At 44.0% G+C, this 19489-nt stretch carries 15 protein-coding genes, 1 rRNA gene and 1 riboswitch; of the genes, 2 read left to right on the forward strand and 14 right to left on the reverse strand.

What is annotated here, in order from left to right; all coding sequences use genetic code 11:
• Positions 1-60: 60 nt before the first annotated feature.
• The 6 genes from H8K33_RS19425 to H8K33_RS19450 form a co-directional block, all read right to left on the reverse strand.
• Positions 61-4341 carry a translocation/assembly module TamB domain-containing protein gene (locus tag H8K33_RS19425; RefSeq protein ID WP_186892728.1) on the reverse strand — a complete coding sequence of 1427 codons (4281 nt, stop codon included), beginning with the start codon at positions 4339-4341 and terminating at the stop codon, positions 61-63.
• Positions 4342-4398: 57 nt separating this feature from the next.
• Positions 4399-6276 carry an autotransporter assembly complex protein TamA gene (locus H8K33_RS19430; protein ID WP_186892729.1) on the reverse strand — a complete coding sequence of 626 codons (1878 nt, stop codon included), beginning with the start codon at positions 6274-6276 and terminating at the stop codon, positions 4399-4401.
• A gap of 9 nt (positions 6277-6285) precedes the next feature.
• Entirely contained in the window at positions 6286-6729 is a 444-nt protein-coding gene (locus H8K33_RS19435; protein WP_186892730.1) for an ExbD/TolR family protein, read from the reverse strand.
• A gap of 18 nt (positions 6730-6747) precedes the next feature.
• Positions 6748-7443, reverse strand: coding sequence for a protein TolQ (tolQ, locus tag H8K33_RS19440; RefSeq protein ID WP_186892731.1), 696 nt, complete (start codon positions 7441-7443; stop codon positions 6748-6750).
• A 94-nt stretch (positions 7444-7537) separates the two neighbouring features.
• The gene (gene ybgC / locus H8K33_RS19445; protein WP_186892732.1) at positions 7538-7960 is read right to left on the reverse strand and encodes a tol-pal system-associated acyl-CoA thioesterase; all 423 of its coding nucleotides are present in this window, start codon (positions 7958-7960) and stop codon (positions 7538-7540) included.
• A 53-nt stretch (positions 7961-8013) separates the two neighbouring features.
• A complete protein-coding gene (locus tag H8K33_RS19450) occupies positions 8014-8760 on the reverse strand; it encodes an SDR family NAD(P)-dependent oxidoreductase (RefSeq protein ID WP_186892733.1) in 747 nt (248 codons plus the stop codon).
• Positions 8761-9123: 363 nt separating this feature from the next.
• Positions 9124-9258: riboswitch (ZMP/ZTP riboswitch) on the forward strand.
• A 101-nt stretch (positions 9259-9359) separates the two neighbouring features.
• Here H8K33_RS19450 and glyA point away from each other — a divergent pair.
• Both glyA and nrdR read left to right on the forward strand, forming a co-directional pair.
• Positions 9360-10607: a serine hydroxymethyltransferase gene (gene glyA / locus H8K33_RS19455; RefSeq protein ID WP_186892734.1), complete on the forward strand. Its 1248-nt coding sequence runs from the start codon at positions 9360-9362 to the stop codon at positions 10605-10607.
• A gap of 207 nt (positions 10608-10814) precedes the next feature.
• Positions 10815-11267 (forward strand): transcriptional regulator NrdR, encoded by a 453-nt coding sequence (gene nrdR / locus H8K33_RS19460; protein ID WP_186892735.1) that lies wholly within the window; start codon positions 10815-10817, stop codon positions 11265-11267.
• A 103-nt stretch (positions 11268-11370) separates the two neighbouring features.
• Here the strand turns inward: nrdR and H8K33_RS19465 are convergent, their stop codons facing one another.
• From H8K33_RS19465 to rrf, 8 genes are all read right to left on the reverse strand, one after another.
• Positions 11371-11841 (reverse strand): type IV pilin protein, encoded by a 471-nt coding sequence (locus H8K33_RS19465; protein ID WP_281387360.1) that lies wholly within the window; start codon positions 11839-11841, stop codon positions 11371-11373.
• A 35-nt stretch (positions 11842-11876) separates the two neighbouring features.
• Positions 11877-15455, reverse strand: coding sequence for a pilus assembly protein (locus H8K33_RS19470; RefSeq protein WP_222613506.1), 3579 nt, complete (start codon positions 15453-15455; stop codon positions 11877-11879).
• Between the two features lie 33 nt (positions 15456-15488).
• The gene (locus H8K33_RS19475; RefSeq protein WP_186892737.1) at positions 15489-16049 is read right to left on the reverse strand and encodes a pilus assembly PilX family protein; all 561 of its coding nucleotides are present in this window, start codon (positions 16047-16049) and stop codon (positions 15489-15491) included.
• Entirely contained in the window at positions 16046-17035 is a 990-nt protein-coding gene (locus tag H8K33_RS19480) for a PilW family protein (protein WP_186892738.1), read from the reverse strand. The genes H8K33_RS19475 and H8K33_RS19480 overlap by 4 nt, the downstream gene beginning before the upstream one ends.
• The gene (gene pilV, locus H8K33_RS19485; protein ID WP_186892739.1) at positions 17032-17589 is read right to left on the reverse strand and encodes a type IV pilus modification protein PilV; all 558 of its coding nucleotides are present in this window, start codon (positions 17587-17589) and stop codon (positions 17032-17034) included. The genes H8K33_RS19480 and pilV overlap by 4 nt, the downstream gene beginning before the upstream one ends.
• Positions 17590-17602: 13 nt before the next feature.
• Positions 17603-18181 (reverse strand): GspH/FimT family pseudopilin, encoded by a 579-nt coding sequence (locus H8K33_RS19490; protein ID WP_186892743.1) that lies wholly within the window; start codon positions 18179-18181, stop codon positions 17603-17605.
• Between the two features lie 131 nt (positions 18182-18312).
• The gene (locus H8K33_RS20035) at positions 18313-18897 is read right to left on the reverse strand and encodes a GspH/FimT family pseudopilin (RefSeq protein WP_246443752.1); all 585 of its coding nucleotides are present in this window, start codon (positions 18895-18897) and stop codon (positions 18313-18315) included.
• Between the two features lie 491 nt (positions 18898-19388).
• Positions 19389-19489: ribosomal RNA gene (gene rrf / locus H8K33_RS19505) — 5S ribosomal RNA — on the reverse strand; the annotation flags it as partial.

Genomic DNA, 19489 nt, shown 5'->3' on the forward strand with positions numbered 1-19489 from the left:
ATAGTGTTTTGATTTATTGAAATCCAATGGAGGAATGTTTCATTCATTGACGAATCTCAGCTAATTAAATGAAAAGCTATATTTCACATCTGCTGAATTATCAGTTCCTGAACGGCCAATAAAGCGTATACGTTTACTTAATTGCCAACTTAGTTTCAAAGCACCGCTAGCATCAGAAACTCCACGTTCAACTGATAAGACCAGACCTGGCTTCAAGCGTTTACCGATATTGACTACCTTATCATTGGACGATGCACCAATCGAAGTCGCGCCTGCAATAGTCTGATTCGGTAATTTTGAAGAGCCAGCACTCTCAGCAGGCCCAATCGAAAACTCATCAAAGCCCAAACCCTGAACCAATTCGCGTGGGATATTGCGACTGCCATCCCCACCAAAAATGGCGCCCGCGGCGGATAGCAGCAAAGAAGCATCCGCAGTACCAACCTGTTCAGACTCACGTCCTAATACCAGCCAGGAAATTTTTTCACTGTCTGGCACATTGGGTTCTGATACCAATCTCACTTGCGGGTTGGCGACAGTTCCAGTCACATCAACACCGGCTTCCACCGCCAAACCTTTACGAAGCGCTCGGATATTTAAGGATGGATTACCAGGGGAACCTTGAAAATTCAATATGCCGCGTTCAATTTCCAGTTGTTGGCCATAGCCCTCATATTGACCGCCATTGGTAATGATTGATCCACTCGCATGCACCGGGGAATTATCAGTGCTACGCAAACGTATCGTGCCGGTAAGGGCAGTATCTAAACCTCGTCCGACAAATACGAAGCGTGGTCCCATATCAATCTGCAAATCGAGTTTGGTCTTGAAGACTTTTTTGTCCCCATCAAGTTCAACATCTTCGTCAACCAACTTCACACCTTTTGATACCAACACATCTCCCGACAAGCTTGGTGGAGGTAATTTAGGTAACTTGAAATACGCTGCATCCGCACGCAATTTACCAATAAGGGCCCAGGCATTATCAAGCTGTTCAATTTTTGCCTGACCACTCACCACTAACCAACGATCTTTACGCTGCAACAGAGGAAAGTTTTTCCAATCAGCTTGTATCGATCCAGTTTGCTCGCGCCAATTGACCTCACCAGCGGCAACAAACTCGCCCTCTCGACCAGCCCAATTCAAGTCCTGTAACTGCTCAAATTTAGGCACAAAGTTCACTTTATTTGTGAAGCGTAATCGTTCGATCGTAAGAATATCTTGATTCAACTGTGCCCGTAATTCGCCATTTGGAAACAGCAAACCTTCCGATGCAAAAGCTAACTCAAGATTGCGACCATCCATGCTGGCCCGATAAACTGGATGCGAAAATGTGCCACCAAAGTTGGCATCCAAATTGAGGGCACCTTTGACCGCAAAATCGGCACTCAATTGTCCTGCCAACCATTGCAATTCTGGGATAGCGGCATGTAGCTCCCCCTTCATCGGTGCATCTGAATGAAAAGTCCATTTGTCATTCTGATTTTGAATTTGTGTCTCTACATTAGCACGCCAATTTCCTAAGCGACTCCCTAATCCACTGAACTGAATACGCACCCGTTCGGCACCACTACCCGCGACCAAACCACCGGCCTGTAATTGTGCACTCAACTCACTCAAACCCAAACTCATAGGTTGACCAGTTCCATCGGCATCGGGCACATATAAATCACCACTTTGCCTTTGCACTTGTAACTCACCACGCACAAGGTCTTTCAATTGCAAATCCCAATTCACGCCCAAACGTATATCGCCATGCAAACTATCCTGCGGCTTGATCAGGTGCGCAATCGCCATCACAGGGAGCGCATCCCATTTCGCCTTCGTGCTTAAAGATTTCGGTGTCCATTCCAGGTGATCCAAATTCAGCTTACCAAAACCACCTGCAAATTGAGCCGCCCCTAAGCTTAATTTGCTTGGGCTTAAACGCAGATTCATTGCAGCTTGCAAGACCATATCTTCCGCTGGCATGGAAGACCCTGACTGTGCGCCAAATCCGCTCAATTTAAATTGCAACAGCTGACCAAGCCAGGTGTTCGCGACATCAAGATTTTCTTGTATGCTTGCTTTAGAACTTCTTTTGCTCGAGTTATTCACTTCAGCTAACGCTAACATACCACCTTGCGCCTGCATCGATAATAGCCGTCCTTGGCCTTGATCAAATTGCGCCCGAGCTTCTATCGTGTGCTGACGTAAACTACCGTTGACCGAGATTTGTAATTGTTCCAGCAAATTTCGACGCTTTTCAAGCGTTAAACCTTGTGTATTTTTTTGCTCAGCTTGCAAAGAGATGCCCGCACTTTTTATATCCTTAGCGATCAATTGCAGCTTCAACGGATCTTGGGGATTAGTACCCAGTTGTAAATCCCCATCCAATTGCGCTAAAGCGAAACCACTGGCTGAACGCAAATCTTCCGCATGCAATTTCACGGTTGCGGACAATGCATCTAAGCTACCACTCACTACGGCATCTGCACGCGCCACGCCAGTCAACGAAAATCCAGTCAATGATTCGAACAAGGCCAATTCGTCGGCGCGCACATGTAATTGCAACTGGCTTTGCGAATTGCCGATAGCACCATTGGCGGATAAGGTATTCGCCCCCCATTGCATTTCAAGTTGCTCGAACATCACTGAAGTCGACTGTTGCCAATCGACACGGCCACTGGCAGAAAATTTGTGCCCAGATAGCTCGCCGGACACACCAGGCAATTGCAATTTAACGATGGCCTTTGCTGCCAGACTACCTTGCACATTAACTTCACCGTCGAGCTTACCCTGTGGTGCCAACCACCAATGTGCTGGATTAAATTGCGTCATCTTCGCTTGCAACTTAAATACCTGCTTACCTTCAAAATTGATTTCACCACTACCGACCAAAGATGCCTGTTCTGCTTGCAACTCAAAACGTTTCAATTGCAATAGTCCGTTGTCTCCCGCTGCATTCAATAGGAAACTCGCATCGGCATTCAGGCTCGCTCTAGGTTCACGTAACTGCGCTTGAAAATCGATGCGATGATGTTCTTTTGCCTGTAGTTGTACATTGCCCTGAATACTGCTTTGACGTAAACGACTATCGATTTGTGCCAGATTAATATCTTTCAATATCAAGCTAGCGTCTAGTAATGGTAACTGTGCAGGGCGAAATTGCAATTTGCTTTCTGCTGCAACTGTTCCAGACAATAATTCAAGCACCGTTTTACGAAGTGTAAGCTGGTCTGCTTGCCACTCAAGTGCAGAGGTGAACGACTTCAAAGGCAAACCTTGTTTGTCGATTGTTTGTGGCGCACGATTTCGGATACGAATCTCACCGTTCAAAGCGGTAGTTTGTACCACCGGAGTTGGCATAATTTTCGCAGGCACTTGGACCTTGGGTGGCTGCAAATCAAGGTCTATGTCCAACATCGCAGATGGTGCGTGTTGATTAATCCATTGCGGATTTAAATCAATAATCTTTAATCGAGCCGAACGCAAAGGCGTGCCAGAAAATGGCGCCAGATGCAATTGCATATCCGCACTTGCCTGCTGCTCTGGGTTAGCGATCACTCCGTCTTTAGTTTTAGCAACTGATTGCGCTTGCATTCGCAAATCTTGCAATGAACCACTTAGATTTCCTTGAATTAAAACTTTCGGCAAATCCTGATTAGGTTGTCCGCGATAGGTAAATTCGCCTTGAACTTGAAACGGCGTATTAGTTTGCACTTGCCCTTTCAGATGCAATCCACCCCAAGCTGAGTCAACTTGCGCAGTTAGTTGATGCACTAAGTCACTGCTATCCAGACTACCGATGATCGCCTTCAATTCCAGCGGTTTTACTTCCTGTCCATCAGCGCCTAACTCGGTCAATACCAGGCGACCAATCGCCGCCTGCCTGATGACGATACGTGCTGGCAATTGCAAACTCAGCGGCATGGTAAGCACATTTTTACTCGGCACACTAGCAATGCGCAAGGTGGAAATTGATACATTCGTGATGTCAACGCGCCCCAGCAAAAGCGTCCACGCCTTCCACTCGACATTCAAACCACTTATGCGAATTTTTTGTTGCACATCCTGATAAACAAACTCATCAATACGCAACTGATCAGCTAGACGCCCATTGACTTCGCCAAATGCGACGCGACCACCACTCAGACTTTCCACACTGTTTAAAAAAAAGCGACTGCCTATCTGTGTTTGCACTACGAAAAAAAGCGCCAACACAAATATCAAAATCAGTACGCCAAATCCGATTAAAAACTTCCGCTTAGGCTTGCGTGCTTTGACAAAGGCAGTCTCACTCACGACCTCCCTAGCTGAAGCTTCATCTTGTTGCTGAGTTGATTGATCTTGATTAGACATTCTCAATGATGCATCACATAAATTACGGTTAAACAAAACATTGAATCAAGTAAAGAATCAAAACGCGATCGCAATAGAAAAATCTAAACGAAATTTTTTCACCTGTTTTCCATACGCAAAATCTAAAGCAATCGGGCCTGCGGGTGTTTTGATTCTGGCTCCCAGCCCCCACCCTTGTTTGACTTTAAATTCTCGCCAGTTTCTAGCTGCATCACCAACATCGACAAATGCTGCGACACCTAATGTATCTGTACGCCAATGAACATACTCGATACTCGACGCCGCCATCACACGCCCACCGATCACCGCATCACCATCGACCACTCCCAAACTCTGATATGCATAACCACGTACCGAGGTGCTGCCACCAGTACGGAATAAATAATCTTCAGGAATACCGGCCACACTGGTGCTAAAAACTTTACCGAACTCTGTTCGCAACAAAATGCTGTCACGCTGCGCGACTGGCCACCAGTATTGGTACTTACCAATCACACGAACAAATCGTTGATCTGAAATAATCGCCTTATCTGATACCGCCAAATCTAGTTGTGCGCGTTGCCCTTTACGTGGCGCAAATACATCATCAACATCACGCCAAGTCCAACCTACACTAGCAACCAGAGCCCGACTTTTACGCTCCAATTCAATCGCGCTGTTTTCATTTTGCACCACTTTTTCCTGCGTATAATTTAACCCCAGCCTTTGTTCGACCATGCCATGCGTAATGCTACGTTTCACGCCAAGCGCAGATCGTGTCTGCAGAACGCCTTCCAAATTTGAACGATCAAATAACACGCCAAAAGAATCAAGGCGATTATTATCATTGGGCGGCAAATAAACATCGGCATAAGACAATTGACGCTTCTGTTCAAGACGCAGTGCTGAGCGTAAATCCCAAACACGCCCAAGTAAATTTCTATCTCGATAACTGATCTCAGTTCGGAAACCTGTACTCGAACTATAACCAGTTCCGAAACCAATATCTCTGGTCTTTCGTTCTGTTAATGAGACCTCAACCGGCAGCGCATCTGCTTTGGTGCTATCAGTATCGATATTAAAGGCGACCGTTGAAAAATACGCCGAATTTTGTAATGCCCGCTGAAATTCCAGTAATTGCGCGCTAGAGTAAACATCGCCCTTCTTTGGCGGATTGAATCGGTCAATCAACCACAATGGATAGCGCTCTAAACCCGTGACCATCAAATCACCAATCACAAAAGCAGCACCACTATCAACATCAAGTTCCAGATTTGCTGAATACGTTTCGGTATCAATGTTCGCGCGACTGTCGACCAAGCTTGCGCCAGCATAACGATAAGAACGCAGGTTTTCTATCAGCTTGGTTTTTGCGCTACTCCAATCATCTTGGCGAAAAGCCTTGCCTTGGACTAAGCCCCATTCCTTCAACAGCTTTTCACGTCGCTCGATCGCTTCTTTATCTCCAGCTTCCGCAGCTAGTAATAAAGCGCCAGTAAAATGGATCGTTACTGACTTAATCGTAGTACGCAAACCAGTATCGACACGGATATCAACACGACTACCATCGGCATTTTTATCGAAATGGATAAGGGGAGAAAAATAACCCTCGGTAGCCAAAATTTCAGTAATATCACGCTGCAATTTGCGCAAGAAACTCGGTGTTGGAATCTGTGGTTCAGCATTCGCAGACAACACCGGTACATGTTCTTCTAAAAGATCTGCCAGCGATGATCGTAATTCTCCCAAATAATACCGGGCGAAGATACCTTCGGCTTTGACTAAGGGCGCGGGAGGAGATGGTTCTTGTGTTGAAGTTGGATTCAACACAACCGACTGTGGCTGAGTTTGTGCTGCAGATTGCGCCTGCACTGTGGCGCCTACACCAAGCGACAATAATAGCAACATCGCGGCATGTGCAACGTGTTTAAATTCTCGCTCTAAATTATGATTCATGCCAACACACTACTTAGTAGCGAGCCCCACACGTTGTATGCCTAACTTCTTCGCTTCTGAGATCACTTGGATGACCTCATCGTATTTGATATCTTTATCACCCGATACTAATACGGATAATTCCGGCTTAGCTTCGTGATATTCGCGCAATTTTTTCAGTAATTGCTTGCGATCCAATCCAGCCTCTTTCGCTTCTTGTTTACTATTGCCATTGCTACTTCCGCGCGTCGTAATGCCAATCGTTGCCGATGCATCTGGACTGAGCGTAATCTCAATAAAATCCGCAGGCGGCTTGGTGGATTGCCCTGCCGTCGGCAAATTAATCACATTCGGATTGGTCATCGGTGCCGCAACCATAAAAATGACTAACAGCACCAACATAACGTCGATGTACGGCACTACGTTGATCTCTGCCTTAAATTTGCGTTTACGTTCGCCACGAAGAGAACTCATCAATGATCTCAAGCTTGCTTAACGCGATTGTCTCTGCAAAATATTCGAGAACTCTTCAATAAAAGTTTCGAAACGAATCGCCAAACGATCAATATCGTGCGAATAACGGTTATAGGCTAATACCGCAGGAATCGCTGCAAACAAACCAATCGCTGTCGCAATCAATGCCTCTGCAATCCCTGGTGCAACTGCACTCAAAGTAGCTTGCTGCACATTTGCCAAGCCACGAAATGAATTCATAATTCCCCAGACCGTGCCTAACAAACCGATATAAGGAGAGACCGAGCCGACCGATGCCAAGAAAGATAAATGGGATTCCAGATGATCCATTTCTCTTTGATATGAAGCCCGCATCGCACGTCGGGCACCGTCCAGCATCGCACTTGCGTCAAGATTCGCCTTGTTTGCGGTTTTCACCTTATGATATTCATTCATGCCGGATTCAAAAATGCGCTCTAACGCACCTGTTTTATCGCGACTACCGCGATGATTAGCCGTCGCTTGTTGATACAGTTCCACCAAATTACCGCCAGCCCAAAACTGTTTTTCGAACTGTTCAGTTTGTGCTCTGGCTTTTTTAATGGCAAACATTTTGCTGAAGATGTAATTCCAGCTCATCACAGAAACTAGTAATAGAATCGCCATAACAATTTGCACTAGTGGCGACGCATTTAAAATTAGCGCGGAAAAAGAAAGGTCGTGAGTAACGGTCATAGTTATTTTATGAAGAACACTAAAAATCTGAAAATGCGCACAATTGACTTACTGAATTGGCGAACTGCTTTTTTTGCCTTACCTACCAATGAAATTAATCAAGCTTTGTAAATAACGCAGGATTAATCAATGTAAGCACAGGCTCTGGAATCGGCATTGAGCGCCATTGTGCCATATTGACACAACAAATCGTTACCTTCGCACTCGTCAGCCGACGTTCACCGCACCAAACTTCTTGCGAAAATACAATAGAAGCGCGACCAGTCTTTTCGACTACGACAGTAACACGAAGTTCATCATCCAGTCGTGCGGACGCATAATACTCGACTGCAGTCGCTTTGACGACAAAGACCGCGTTATATTCATCTTTCATACTATTTTGGTTAATGCCGATATCGCGCAGCCATTCGGTTCTGGCTCGCTCGAAAAACTTGAGATAATTTGCGTAGAACACGATCCCACCTGCATCGGTATCTTCGTAGTAAACCCGTACAGGCCAATTAAATGTATTAATCATTCTTGATTTTCTGTGGTGAATCGAATCATTCGCTTTTTGTCGTGCTAAGGCTATCAACTACGCTGAATGGACAAAGGGCCAAAACCCTGACACATCGGCATCATTTCAATGTAATTGATATTCACATGCGCCGGTAGCGCCGCAATCCAATAAGCAGTTTCCGCGATATCTGTTGCGGTTAATGGTTGTGTACCCTGATATACCTTCGCTGCGGCGGCATCGTCGCCTTTCAAACGTACATTTGAAAATTCAGTACCGCCACATAGGCCTGGCGCGATATTCGTCGCTCGTACGCCAGTACCGATTAAATCCGCCCGCAAATTCAACGTAAATTGATCAACAAAGGCTTTCGTCGCGCCATAAACATTTCCCCCCGGATAGGCAGTTGATCCGGCTATTGATCCAATATTTAAAATCACGCCATTTTTACGCGCGACAAAATGCGGGAGTAGCGCATGCGTCATTCGCACTAATCCCTTATTATTGGTATCTATCATGGTTTCCCAATCGTCGAGACTGGCTGTTTGCGCTGAAGCTAGACCCAATGCTAAGCCTGCGTTATTGATTAGCACATCAATGTCCCGCCATTCATCTGGCAAATTTTGCAACATCGCTGCAATTGAGGCTTTATCGGTAACATCTAGTTGGGTTGCCAACAAAGCCTGCCCCAACTCCAACTGTAATTGTTGCAGGCGTTCCAAACGGCGTGCGGCTGCAATCACGCGATGCCCTTGTTGCACAAACTTACGCGCCATTGCTTCACCAAATCCTGAACTTGCGCCTGTAATCAGTACCAACATATTTATTGCCTTTAGCATTCAACGATAAAACCGCATTTTAAAGCTTTTTAAGTAGCTCAGCTTTGTCGTATGGCAGGACGGCGTTTTTAAAATTGGTTTACTCAACGCCCTTCAATCATTTCTCCTGTACTTGTAGCACTTTTCTTATCATTTCACTTTTAACCGATTGTTGAATTTGAACTCCTATGTCGACACCTGAACAAACAAATTAGTCAGGAAACCTCGAACTGTACTGGTTCTTAGCACTAAAACAAAACAAAGTTAGCGCTCACAAATCTTGCCATTTATACTCGATCTGAAAGCTGTATTTACCTTTAGGTAACTTGCTGAAACACCCCTATTGACGTAAAATTCGGGCACCATTTTGTCTCACGCGACTGGCGAAAATGTAGCAATTTTTTATCCAAAGATTGTTTGCAGAAGATGGAGTTCCATCATGAAGCGTGAGATTTGCAGAGTCAAAGATGTCGATTCTGGCCGCACGCCTGGGTATCCCGATGGTAAAAGTGATTGAGACTTGTATCCACAAGTTGGCGCATTTTTACAGATCAGTCCCAATCCAATTTTTCATTTTTTACGCTTTTTTCTACAGGAAACCCATGTTCTCCAAGAATCATACTCTCGCTAATATCGATCCAGAATTGCTCGCCGCGATTCAAGCCGAAAACGTTCGTCAACAAGAACATATCGAGTTGATCGCCTCTGAAAACTATACATCACCAGCCGTGATGGAAGCACAAGGCTCCCAACTGACTAACAAGTATGCTGAAGGCTATCCAGGCAAACGTTACTACGGTGGCTGTGAGCACGTGGATGTCGTTGAGCAATTAGCGATCGATCGCCTGAAACAAATCTTCGGCGCAGAAGCTGCTAACGTACAGCCAAATTCTGGTTCACAAGCGAATCAAGGCGTATTCTTCGCAGTCTTAAAACCAGGCGATACCATCATGGGTATGTCCTTGGCAGAAGGCGGTCACTTGACGCATGGTATGCCTTTGAACATGTCGGGCAAATGGTTCAACGTGGTGTCTTATGGCTTGAACGACAAAGAAGAAATCGACTACGAAGCCATGGAACGTCTGGCACGTGAAAGCAAACCAAAATTGATTATCGCTGGAGCATCCGCCTACTCTTTGCGTATTGATTTCGAACGCTTCTCTAAAATCGCTAAAGAAGTTGGCGCTTATTTCATGGTCGACATGGCACATTATGCTGGCCTGATCGCCGCTGGCGTTTATCCGAATCCAGTACCCTTTGCTGATTTCGTCACATCAACGACGCACAAATCATTGCGCGGCCCACGTGGCGGTATCATTTTGATGAAAGCCGAACATGAGAAGATCATCAACTCTGCAATCTTCCCAGGCTTACAAGGTGGTCCTTTGATGCACGTGATTGCCGGTAAAGCGGTAGCGTTCAAAGAAGCTTTGAATCCAGAATTCAAATCCTACCAAGAACAAGTAGTAAAAAATGCCGATGCGTTGGCAAAAACCTTGATCGAACGCGGTTTACGTATTATCTCTGGACGTACAGAATCCCATGTCATGCTGGTCGATTTACGTTCCAAAAATATCACAGGTAAAGCCGCTGAAGCGGTATTGGGTTCTGCACATATCACATGCAATAAGAACTCTATTCCAAATGATCCAGAAAAACCATTCGTCACCTCTGGTATCCGTTTAGGTAGCCCAGCATTGACCACGCGTGGCTTCAAAGAAGCAGAAGCGATCAAGATCGGTCACTTGGTAGCGGATGTTTTAGATAATCCTAACGATGCTGCGACAATTGAACGTGTGAAAGCAGAAGTAAAGAAACTAACCTCTGCCTTCCCAGTTTATGGCAACTAATTAAGCCGCATAAAACGAAAAGCCACTTTCCGAAGTGGCTTTTTTTATGCCTATTCCAACAAATATCGTACCAAATTGGACTCAATCAAGCATAATTAGCATCGAAATTTGATCATACGAAAAAGCCGTCCCCCTAAAGCAAGAATTAAAATAGTAACGCTATCCTATGTATAACGAGACAAATCAAATGCGGACAAGAGAAATTTTATGAAGTGTCCTTACTGTCATCATGTTGACACGCAAGTGATCGACACCAGAATATCTGAAGAAGGCGATAGCATACGTCGTCGTCGTCGTTGCGCGAGCTGCGACAAACGCTTCACGACCTATGAACGAATAGAATTAGCGATGCCTGTCATCGTCAAGAAAAATGGCAGTAGATCGGAATACGAATCGTCAAAATTACGCGCTAGCCTGATGTTGGCATTGCGAAAACGACCGGTATCTGCGGAAGCGGTCGATACGGCAATTCAGCATATTGAGGAGAAATTACTTGCAAGTGGTGAGCGAGAAATTATTTCAGGCCAGCTCGGTGAACTGGTAATGCGTGAATTGAAGCGCTTGGACAAAATTGCGTACATCCGTTTCGCTTCAGTTTATAAGAGTTTTGAAGATGTGTCGGAGTTTGTTGAAGCGATACAGGAAATAAAAAAGAAATAGTAAAACTTAAGAAACCACTAACTACAGAAATACAACTTATACAAACACAAAAAAATAAGCTTCATTTCTACCTCAGAGAAACAAAGCTTATTTTTATAAAGATCTATTTCGACCAACAAGTGTCGCTTGTCATTCCGTCACTCAAAGTACCATCTGTGCCTCGTTGCCCTAAATGATTATAAGTTAAAGTTGCACATGAATCACCAGCCATTAAATTAGTCGGAATTGCCTCAATCGCATAAGTTGTCACCGATCGTGCAGGCAACGCTCTAAAAGCAATATTATAATTAACCTTGGTACCTACTGCTCCTCTCGGAGAAACCAGATTCGGCAAAACTGGTGCCGTTGGAGTTGCACCAGCAGTTTGCAAATAAGAACTATTCTCCGTAAAAAAACGTTCCATATACTGGGCGTTTTCTAACATCAAAGCACGAACTTCAGATCGATTACTTCTACGTACATTTTCACGATAGCTCGGATAAGCAATTGCGCTAATAATCGAAATAATTGCAATCACGATCATTAATTCGACTAAGGTGAAACCTCGCATCTTTTTTTTGCCAGACTTCATCATAAAAATCCTTACATATTAAATTTTATAAACGGCATTTATTGCCTACCAATCAACTGTCGCCATAAACGTGTCGTTGGAATTGCATCAGACAATTGTAAATCTGAACCAGCCCCACCTGAGGGCACTGTTCCAGTCCTAGCATCGGCTTGAAAAACTTTTACTTTACGATTACCAAGCCGAACAATTGTAGTGCCGAATGTTGCGCTGGTTTGTCTACCGCTAACCATCGTATCTGAACTATTAACTACCCCGTCACCATTTGTATCTATCGACTTATAACCTAAAGCACCACCATTGAGTGGACTAATCTGTAGAGTTGTTGATAGCGCATCAACAACACATAAATCAGCACTATTGCCAGGAATTAAACTTGTAAAAAATATTTGATCTTCAAGCACAATTGGATCAGTTACTATCCGCTCACCGTTTCTGACTTTCAATGTGATGAACCATCCTCGTTTAGTCGCCCAACTCACAGAATTTTTAGAGACTTTATAGTAAATTCCTGTTTGGGTAAGTGTTTGCTCGACCAATTGCGCTTGAGTGACGACAGTCGGCGTAGTCTTATCCCAGATACCATACAAGGTTTCCTTATCCGTTGTAGAAGAGTCTGTGTCTTCAAAAATCTTTCCAGTCCCAAACACCACCATAAACCCACCATCTGGATGTGGAAATAATTGTGGTTGTGTTGTAATTGGTTGATTTCGACCTGAATCTACAGCGGCAAACAAAGGCGTAGCACTACCAAATGCTAATCCAGGATCAGTAACCAAAGACGGAACGGTACCAGTCGTGACGAAATCGAACTTCCACATATTACCTTGCCTGTCTCCAGCATAAGCAGCCTTTATTGTCGAGTCTGCGTTCAATAACAATTTAGGCGTTGAAAGGCCATTTGGCGTACCTGCTCCACCAATACCTGTATCGATTTTTTCGATAATATTTCCAGTCTTTAAGTCAACTACATACAAGACCGCTTTTTGATTGGTGCTTTCAAAGCCATTTCCAAAAATGGCCACCCATCGACCATCACGCATCACGCCAATTTGCGCAACACCTATCGTATAGCCTAGATCATTATCAACGCTTGGCGTTGATGAATTCAATTCCCACAGAACATTTTCTTTTTCAAATGTGGTTGGATTTGTGACGTCTAGTGCAAATACAGATTTACCACCAGCACCTGTTGTTCCAACTAATACCGTCCGCCAGGGTGTGGAACCTGAACCAATCGCTGCGTCGGCAATCATAGGCGTTCCGTCCACATAAAAGCGATGCACATAATTAGGTTTTGCCAACTCATGTAAGTTTGGTACTACAGCCCTAGGCACATAAGCAAACCTCTCCGTACCTCCAGATAAGGACTTAGTTGCATCGAATGCATGCAACATGCCGTCATTACTACCAACATATACAGTTGGCACACGGGACTTTTTCACATTCAAAAATTGGGTATAAGAAGTCTTTCCATTAATATCTGTCGGTAAAAAGATATATCCCCCATCCCTGCCTTCTTTAACATACTGCGGATCAGAATTCACCAAGTCTCCTAACAGCACCTTACGAGCACGGAACGGAATGGTCTCTTTTGACTTCTCACCGCGGATGTAATTAACAATGTCACTCCCTGAGACAGTATACGCAGGTGCATAAGCCGCCGCAGCAGTATTCAATATTCCCTGTTCTGTGGAGGTCAAATTGCCATAGTTAAACTCGGTACCACCTTTACCATTCGAATTCACAGTCACAATTTTACGTGATGCAGGTACTGGTATTTTATTATCTGTATCCCAATCATTAGGTGTAATAATGTTTCCTGTTGTCTCATTAACAGACTTCTGCTCCAACCTTCCAGACCAATCTGCTGTCTGATAAGTCGATGTATATAGTTTCAAACCAACATCTAAAGTATTTTTAGAGGTTGCAACTGCGGCAGCATCACCAGATCGAGCTGCAATCTCATTTAATGCATCATTCAGTGCATCAGAAAAAGCCTGCGGATTACCAGCGTTAAAATACCTACCTCTCGAATTTAATGCCGCATGCCATAAATCATCAACCTGATTTGAGGCAGCAGTCGGCCAACTTTTCGTTCCAGCAGTCAATGCAGGCAAATCGGTGGCTGGATCCAAAGACCCACTAACACCAAGACCGACTGTGTATTGAACTAAATGCTGCCAAAATGCAGGATTCGTTCCGTCCCTAGAAGGTGGAACATTTTTCTTAGCCTGAGGCCAGTCAGATCGCAAATCGTTAACCCAGTAATACATAGCGATATCAGCCAAGGTATCACCTTCGCCATCCTTATACGGATTAGCTGCGACATACCGATAAGTTGCTCCGCTTGAGCTTGTGTGTGTTGATCCGTCTTTACCATCCCAATCACCAGTCCGTCCTGAACCAGCTGCACTACCATTCCAATAGCCATCCGTCATCAAAATATTATAATTTTGTCTGCAACTCAACTGATCTGAGGTTGGTCCAACGTTATATTTTGTCTGCCATGGGCCTGTAATGGTGCGATTCATAAAATACTGACCAATGTCATCAACGGCTTTTCTTAGTGGAGTACCTGCAGCAGGAACTTTTCTTTGATACAAGGTGGTTAAAAAATTCTTTTTATTTGTTACACCAAAATCATCGGACACATTGGAAACTTTGGTTCCTGAAGTGTTGATCGTGCCAAAACCAACACGTAAAGTCGATGCTTGATTCGCAAATGCACGACCACTGCCTGCACGTGCAGTTAACATACGTGACCGATAATATTGAAACCAATTTGCAAAATTTTGAATTTCTTCATTAAATGTACAAATGTTAGCCGCACAATCTGATCGAGTTGCGGCTTTCGCCGCCAACGACATTCCCGATTTAATTTCAACTCGTTTAAAACAACTAAGCTGACTTGTTGTGCAACTTGGCAACTGATCTGGATTATATTGAAAATAAGTTGCTGGATAAAATGACGTCTTTGAAGTGCTATTGATTGTCCATGTAGGAGAAGTCGTTGTGCCATTCGCGGCATCGTTAAGCCACGCATTTGAATGTATTCCACGCGATTGATCCAATGTAAGATTTAGCGTATCTGTAGCCATGCCAGCAGTTGGGACAGGATTGTATTTTGCTGCCGCGGGATTAGCATTCGGCATAGGATTACCATATGGATTTGTCAACGTGATAGAGGCGATATCTATCCATGGATCATATCTAACGTTAGGGTCGTAATAAACTTTATTGGTTTCCGCAGAGCGCCAACGTGCTACTGTTATATTGTCAGAAAACCCAACAACAGTCTCATTTGTTGTCCCGTAATTTCCATCTCCATTAATGTTATACACATTGTCTGGCGCTGGAAACACACGCACTACCCAGCAAGATGATCCGCAATACTTGGTGTTATCAGTACGAGAGCCATCTAACGAACTATTCCCAGTTGGCGTCAAGGAGTCTGGCATCACCTCGAACATCATCGAACCAGAGTCATCTAAGGTGTAAAAGACATTTGGAGGCACATTCGCCTTGACCAACGGAGGCAAATTTGAGATCGCCGCCCAAGTCGGGAATGGCAGCATTACTTGTGCTAACACAAGCAATTGCACCAAAAATGTCGACATTCGTGATTTTCTAGTGAACATGATCTACCTCAATTAATAATTGCCACAACGAATAACTTCTTGTAGCCAAACGACTGCAGTACCAGTACTACCAATTCCACGGGCTGTAATGACATAAGGATAAAACTGGTCCCCTGGATATTCTCCTCGGTTACTAGGGATTTCCCATCGTTCAATCATGCACTGCGGTTGCGTCGCGACATTTGGCACTGCATTAATCCCATTTAACCTTACGGCATTATTCGGCCCCCGTTCATTCCAATTGTCCATATTCGACCACTCAATTGGAAAATTAGCATTAACATCGTCATCTCTATATGGCCTAGTGGGAGGAATAACCAAAACCGTCGCGCCGAGCTTCATTTTACATATTTCAGTATCGCCTGCAGCCAATTCAATATTACTTTCACAAAAACGTAAAGCTTTCTCCGCAGCATCAAATGCTAAATTTTGTGCTCTTAAATTGCCTGAAACCTTTTCATCCATTGTCGCTTTCTTGATCGCGGTCACGGCCAACATCGTCATAACGATCAAGAAAATCATACTAATTGCAAGCACAAAGCCCGCTTGTTTACGCCTTTTAACCATATTCATGTAGCCCCCACTGATCGATTACGAATCGCTACCGTTGTAGAAAATACGCCTCTTAACCGACGATCTGTCGCAACAACTTGGTTGCCAGTACAGTCGCGATAAGCTTGTTTTGCGGTGGTCAAATTATCATTAGCAGATCGAACGACAATGCATAAACGAACAGACACAACTCGATTCCACATGGCCGGATCTACCATCAAATCAGCAGTCAAAAACTGATTAATAGTTTGCGAATTAGCATCCGGATTTGTTTCCATTTCAAGTGCATCCGGATGCAACCCATAAGTAATTTTCATACTTTCGACATTCTCGGCTACAGGTTGTGCTGCGTTCACAAAAGGCGCATCTGGGGGCGTATTTCCATTGCCACGACAATACAACTCTGGGTTACCTGTGTTGGGATTATTTTGCACAAAGAAACGATTTTCGACCCTAAAAAAACCTAGGCTACCACTACGACCCGGTATAGCCGGAATAGGAGGAGAAAGTATGATGTTTGCCCCTAAACAATCAATTGGCAACGCCCCATTGAGTGCCACGATATTCTGATCTACATCGTACCGAACTAAAAAAGAATCCGATGTCGTACCTGGTTGACACCCTATCCCCATTATACTTGCCCCCGTATCAATAAATCCATTTGCACACCCACGAATCGCATTTTCAGCAATTCCAGATCCAAGATTTGCATACGTCGTATACAGTGCTGGTTCCGGTACGTTCCCGGGACCTGAAGATGACTCTAAAGGCTTCAACATGGCCCCATAGCCAGCCATACGAATATGAAGCGCCATCATGTTTAAAGCCAAACGACCTTCTTCGTCCAATCGAGTCTTATCATCATTCGCCCGAAACGTTTGCCGATTTCCAATAAACAATGAAGAAACAGCTATCAATATCACCATACCGATAGTAAGCGCGATCATAATTTCAACTAACGAACGCCCTCGCGCATTTGGCTTCTTCATATAAAATACGGCAGTCATATAGAAAACCTCAAATTAAAACATCTCACACCAATTGGCGCACGAGCAGCAGGAGGGCAATTCGCGTCAAGCGCAGTTAAAGTTTGCTCCTTCCACATCACCGTTACATCGAATGTTGAACTCGCACTTCCAGGCACCGGCACTATCATGCCTGTACCATCCACTAATCTTTGCTGCAGAGAGCGCAGCCACTCTTGTACATCATTGGCAGCAATTTTTCCCGTATCACATATACTCGCTTTGCAGTTATGTGGAGGATTATGTGTCGCGCTGTAACTTACTGAATACTCATCATTAAAGGTGTATTTAAGCTCATTAGCTGCTCTAAATAAAGCCAGATTATCGATGCTTTTAGGCATAAGCCAATTGCTACGCATACGTTCAGCAATGTCATACGATGCTTGTGTCGCTTCAGAACGCTGACTAGCCGTCTTCTGAAATTTCATAGCATTAATCTGTAAGCTGGCTAATCCTAACAATCCAATAGCCATTACCAAAATGGACACCATAATTTCGATTAAGGTTGTACCACTTTGCTTCTCTTTAATTCGCATACCTAACTCCTATCTACAGGCAATCTGGTGCCTTGCCGACTCTTGCCCGACCACCAATGACAACGCATACCGCCCGTTCTAGGTTTGCGTAACCTGAAGGAGCAGTTATTTGAAAATTAACGGCAGTAAAGGTTTGCCCTGTTAAGCCAAAACTGATAAATTCAACCGCATTACTTGGCACAATTGCACCATCTTCCGGATTTGCGATTAAACGCCCTTGCGCTCTAATTGCTACATCGTCGTCATTAAGAATGCCATCTCGGTTCGTATCAATAAACATTATCCAACCACTACCCCATCCAACATTAGTTCCGGCGACACTTTGAGAGCCATCGCAAGACGCTCCATCAGAATCCGCGTTGGAACTCTTACACATAGAAACAGTCACGCTGCGTTTTAATGCTTCGGATCTTGCCAGCAATAAACTTCCATGAAAGTCCGAAGTAACGCTAGAAATTCGGTTTGAAATAATCATATTTCTATATGATGGTAGCGCAATACCAGCAAGCACTCCAGTTATCGCAATAACTACAATTAGCTCCACTAGAGTAACGCCAACTTGAAAATATTTTTTGTGATTTAAACTACGCATCGTCCACTCCTATTATGTTTTGAATTATATAGAAGAGGTTCCTAGATGCAATTAATTTCAGATAAGCGGCAAAGATGTGTAGATATTAGGCATTGGCATTCAAATCAAGTCAGCGAGAAACTCGATTAAATTTACTTTGCACTACACGCGATCTTATCGACTCGGGCTCGCCCTCCAGATGCGATACAGATATACTTAGCATCAGCAATACTCTCAGGTGACTTAGCTTGACTAATCTTGAATTGTAAAAAAGTTCCATAAACCTGACCAAATTCATTAAATTTTATTTGTTTACGTTTAGGACTTGGAATAATCGAACCTTGATCCGAAGATGAAAACAATTTTCCACGAACACGCAGAATGGTATCCTCAGTCGATAACGTTCCGTCTTGATCGCGATCCTTATAGATAATCCAGCCAGCACCCCATCCCGAATTCAAATTACCGTCGCTCATATCTGAGTCGCAGCTTGGAGTAGCTGAGTCTGCATTAGAACTTCGACAGATTATTACACTACCACCATGCTTGATAGCCTCTGATCTGGCATACAGAAGACTGGCGTGAAGCTCACTAGTAGCAATGTAAATTCGAGTTCTAGTTACAAGCTTAGAATACGACCCAATTGCCAACTGTGAAAGTACGCCTATAATTGTTAGTACAATTAGCAGCTCCACAATTGTTACCCCACTTTTTTTATCAATATGTAGTCTACACATTTTCCACCTTAATAAAGTTAGCCATTAATAGTTTAAAATAATAGCTATATTATTATAATAAATTCATAAAAAATAGTTTTATGCATTAAGACAAAACAATAGTTGTTAATTAAAGACAAATTATTCATGTGAAGTAAGAATTATAAAAGCAGGAGTAAATTAGGAAGCTAGAGAGAAGCTGGTTCATTTTTAGAAAAGCACGTGAAGAGGTAATACAACGCACTGTAGTCACTAAGCGATACAAAAGTTAAAGAGGTGTAATTGGAGCAGAGAGAGGAAGACTTAGTGACGAGAGCAGGAATAGATAGCAGGCTAAAGAAGAAATGAGTCAGTCAGTGACAGACTAAGGGAAACGCAGGCCTGAAGAACAGGAGAGCACAAGCAAATCTAAACAGATCTGGCTGAGGTGCACAGTGGGGAATGAAGTGTAGAAGGATTTAAAAAAGCAAAAGCCCCTGATTCGAGTGAATCAGGGGCGATGCGGAATAAGAGCCTGACGATGACCTACTTTCACACTGGTTGCAGCACTATCATCGGCGCAAAGTCGTTTCACGGTCCTGTTCGGGATGGGAAGGTGTGGTACCAACTTGCT

It is taken from the genome of Affinundibacterium amnicola (genome assembly GCF_014284275.1).
Lineage (GTDB): Bacteria > Pseudomonadota > Gammaproteobacteria > Burkholderiales > Burkholderiaceae_D > Undibacterium > Undibacterium amnicola.

What these genes read in the sequence shown, in the direction of transcription:
- H8K33_RS19425 (WP_186892728.1), bottom strand. Translation starts at nt 4,341, where the DNA reads ATGTCTAATCAAGATCAATCAACTCAGCAACAAGATGAAGCTTCAGCT.
- H8K33_RS19430 (WP_186892729.1), bottom strand. Translation starts at nt 6,276, where the DNA reads ATGAATCATAATTTAGAGCGAGAATTTAAACACGTTGCACATGCCGCG.
- H8K33_RS19435 (WP_186892730.1), bottom strand. Translation starts at nt 6,729, where the DNA reads ATGAGTTCTCTTCGTGGCGAACGTAAACGCAAATTTAAGGCAGAGATC.
- tolQ (WP_186892731.1), bottom strand. Translation starts at nt 7,443, where the DNA reads ATGACCGTTACTCACGACCTTTCTTTTTCCGCGCTAATTTTAAATGCG.
- ybgC (WP_186892732.1), bottom strand. Translation starts at nt 7,960, where the DNA reads ATGATTAATACATTTAATTGGCCTGTACGGGTTTACTACGAAGATACC.
- H8K33_RS19450 (WP_186892733.1), bottom strand. Translation starts at nt 8,760, where the DNA reads ATGTTGGTACTGATTACAGGCGCAAGTTCAGGATTTGGTGAAGCAATG.
- glyA (WP_186892734.1), top strand. Translation starts at nt 9,360, where the DNA reads ATGTTCTCCAAGAATCATACTCTCGCTAATATCGATCCAGAATTGCTC.
- nrdR (WP_186892735.1), top strand. Translation starts at nt 10,815, where the DNA reads ATGAAGTGTCCTTACTGTCATCATGTTGACACGCAAGTGATCGACACC.
- H8K33_RS19465 (WP_281387360.1), bottom strand. Translation starts at nt 11,841, where the DNA reads ATGATGAAGTCTGGCAAAAAAAAGATGCGAGGTTTCACCTTAGTCGAA.
- H8K33_RS19470 (WP_222613506.1), bottom strand. Translation starts at nt 15,455, where the DNA reads ATGTCGACATTTTTGGTGCAATTGCTTGTGTTAGCACAAGTAATGCTG.
- H8K33_RS19475 (WP_186892737.1), bottom strand. Translation starts at nt 16,049, where the DNA reads ATGAATATGGTTAAAAGGCGTAAACAAGCGGGCTTTGTGCTTGCAATT.
- H8K33_RS19480 (WP_186892738.1), bottom strand. Translation starts at nt 17,035, where the DNA reads ATGACTGCCGTATTTTATATGAAGAAGCCAAATGCGCGAGGGCGTTCG.
- pilV (WP_186892739.1), bottom strand. Translation starts at nt 17,589, where the DNA reads ATGCGAATTAAAGAGAAGCAAAGTGGTACAACCTTAATCGAAATTATG.
- H8K33_RS19490 (WP_186892743.1), bottom strand. Translation starts at nt 18,181, where the DNA reads ATGCGTAGTTTAAATCACAAAAAATATTTTCAAGTTGGCGTTACTCTA.
- H8K33_RS20035 (WP_246443752.1), bottom strand. Translation starts at nt 18,897, where the DNA reads ATGTGTAGACTACATATTGATAAAAAAAGTGGGGTAACAATTGTGGAG.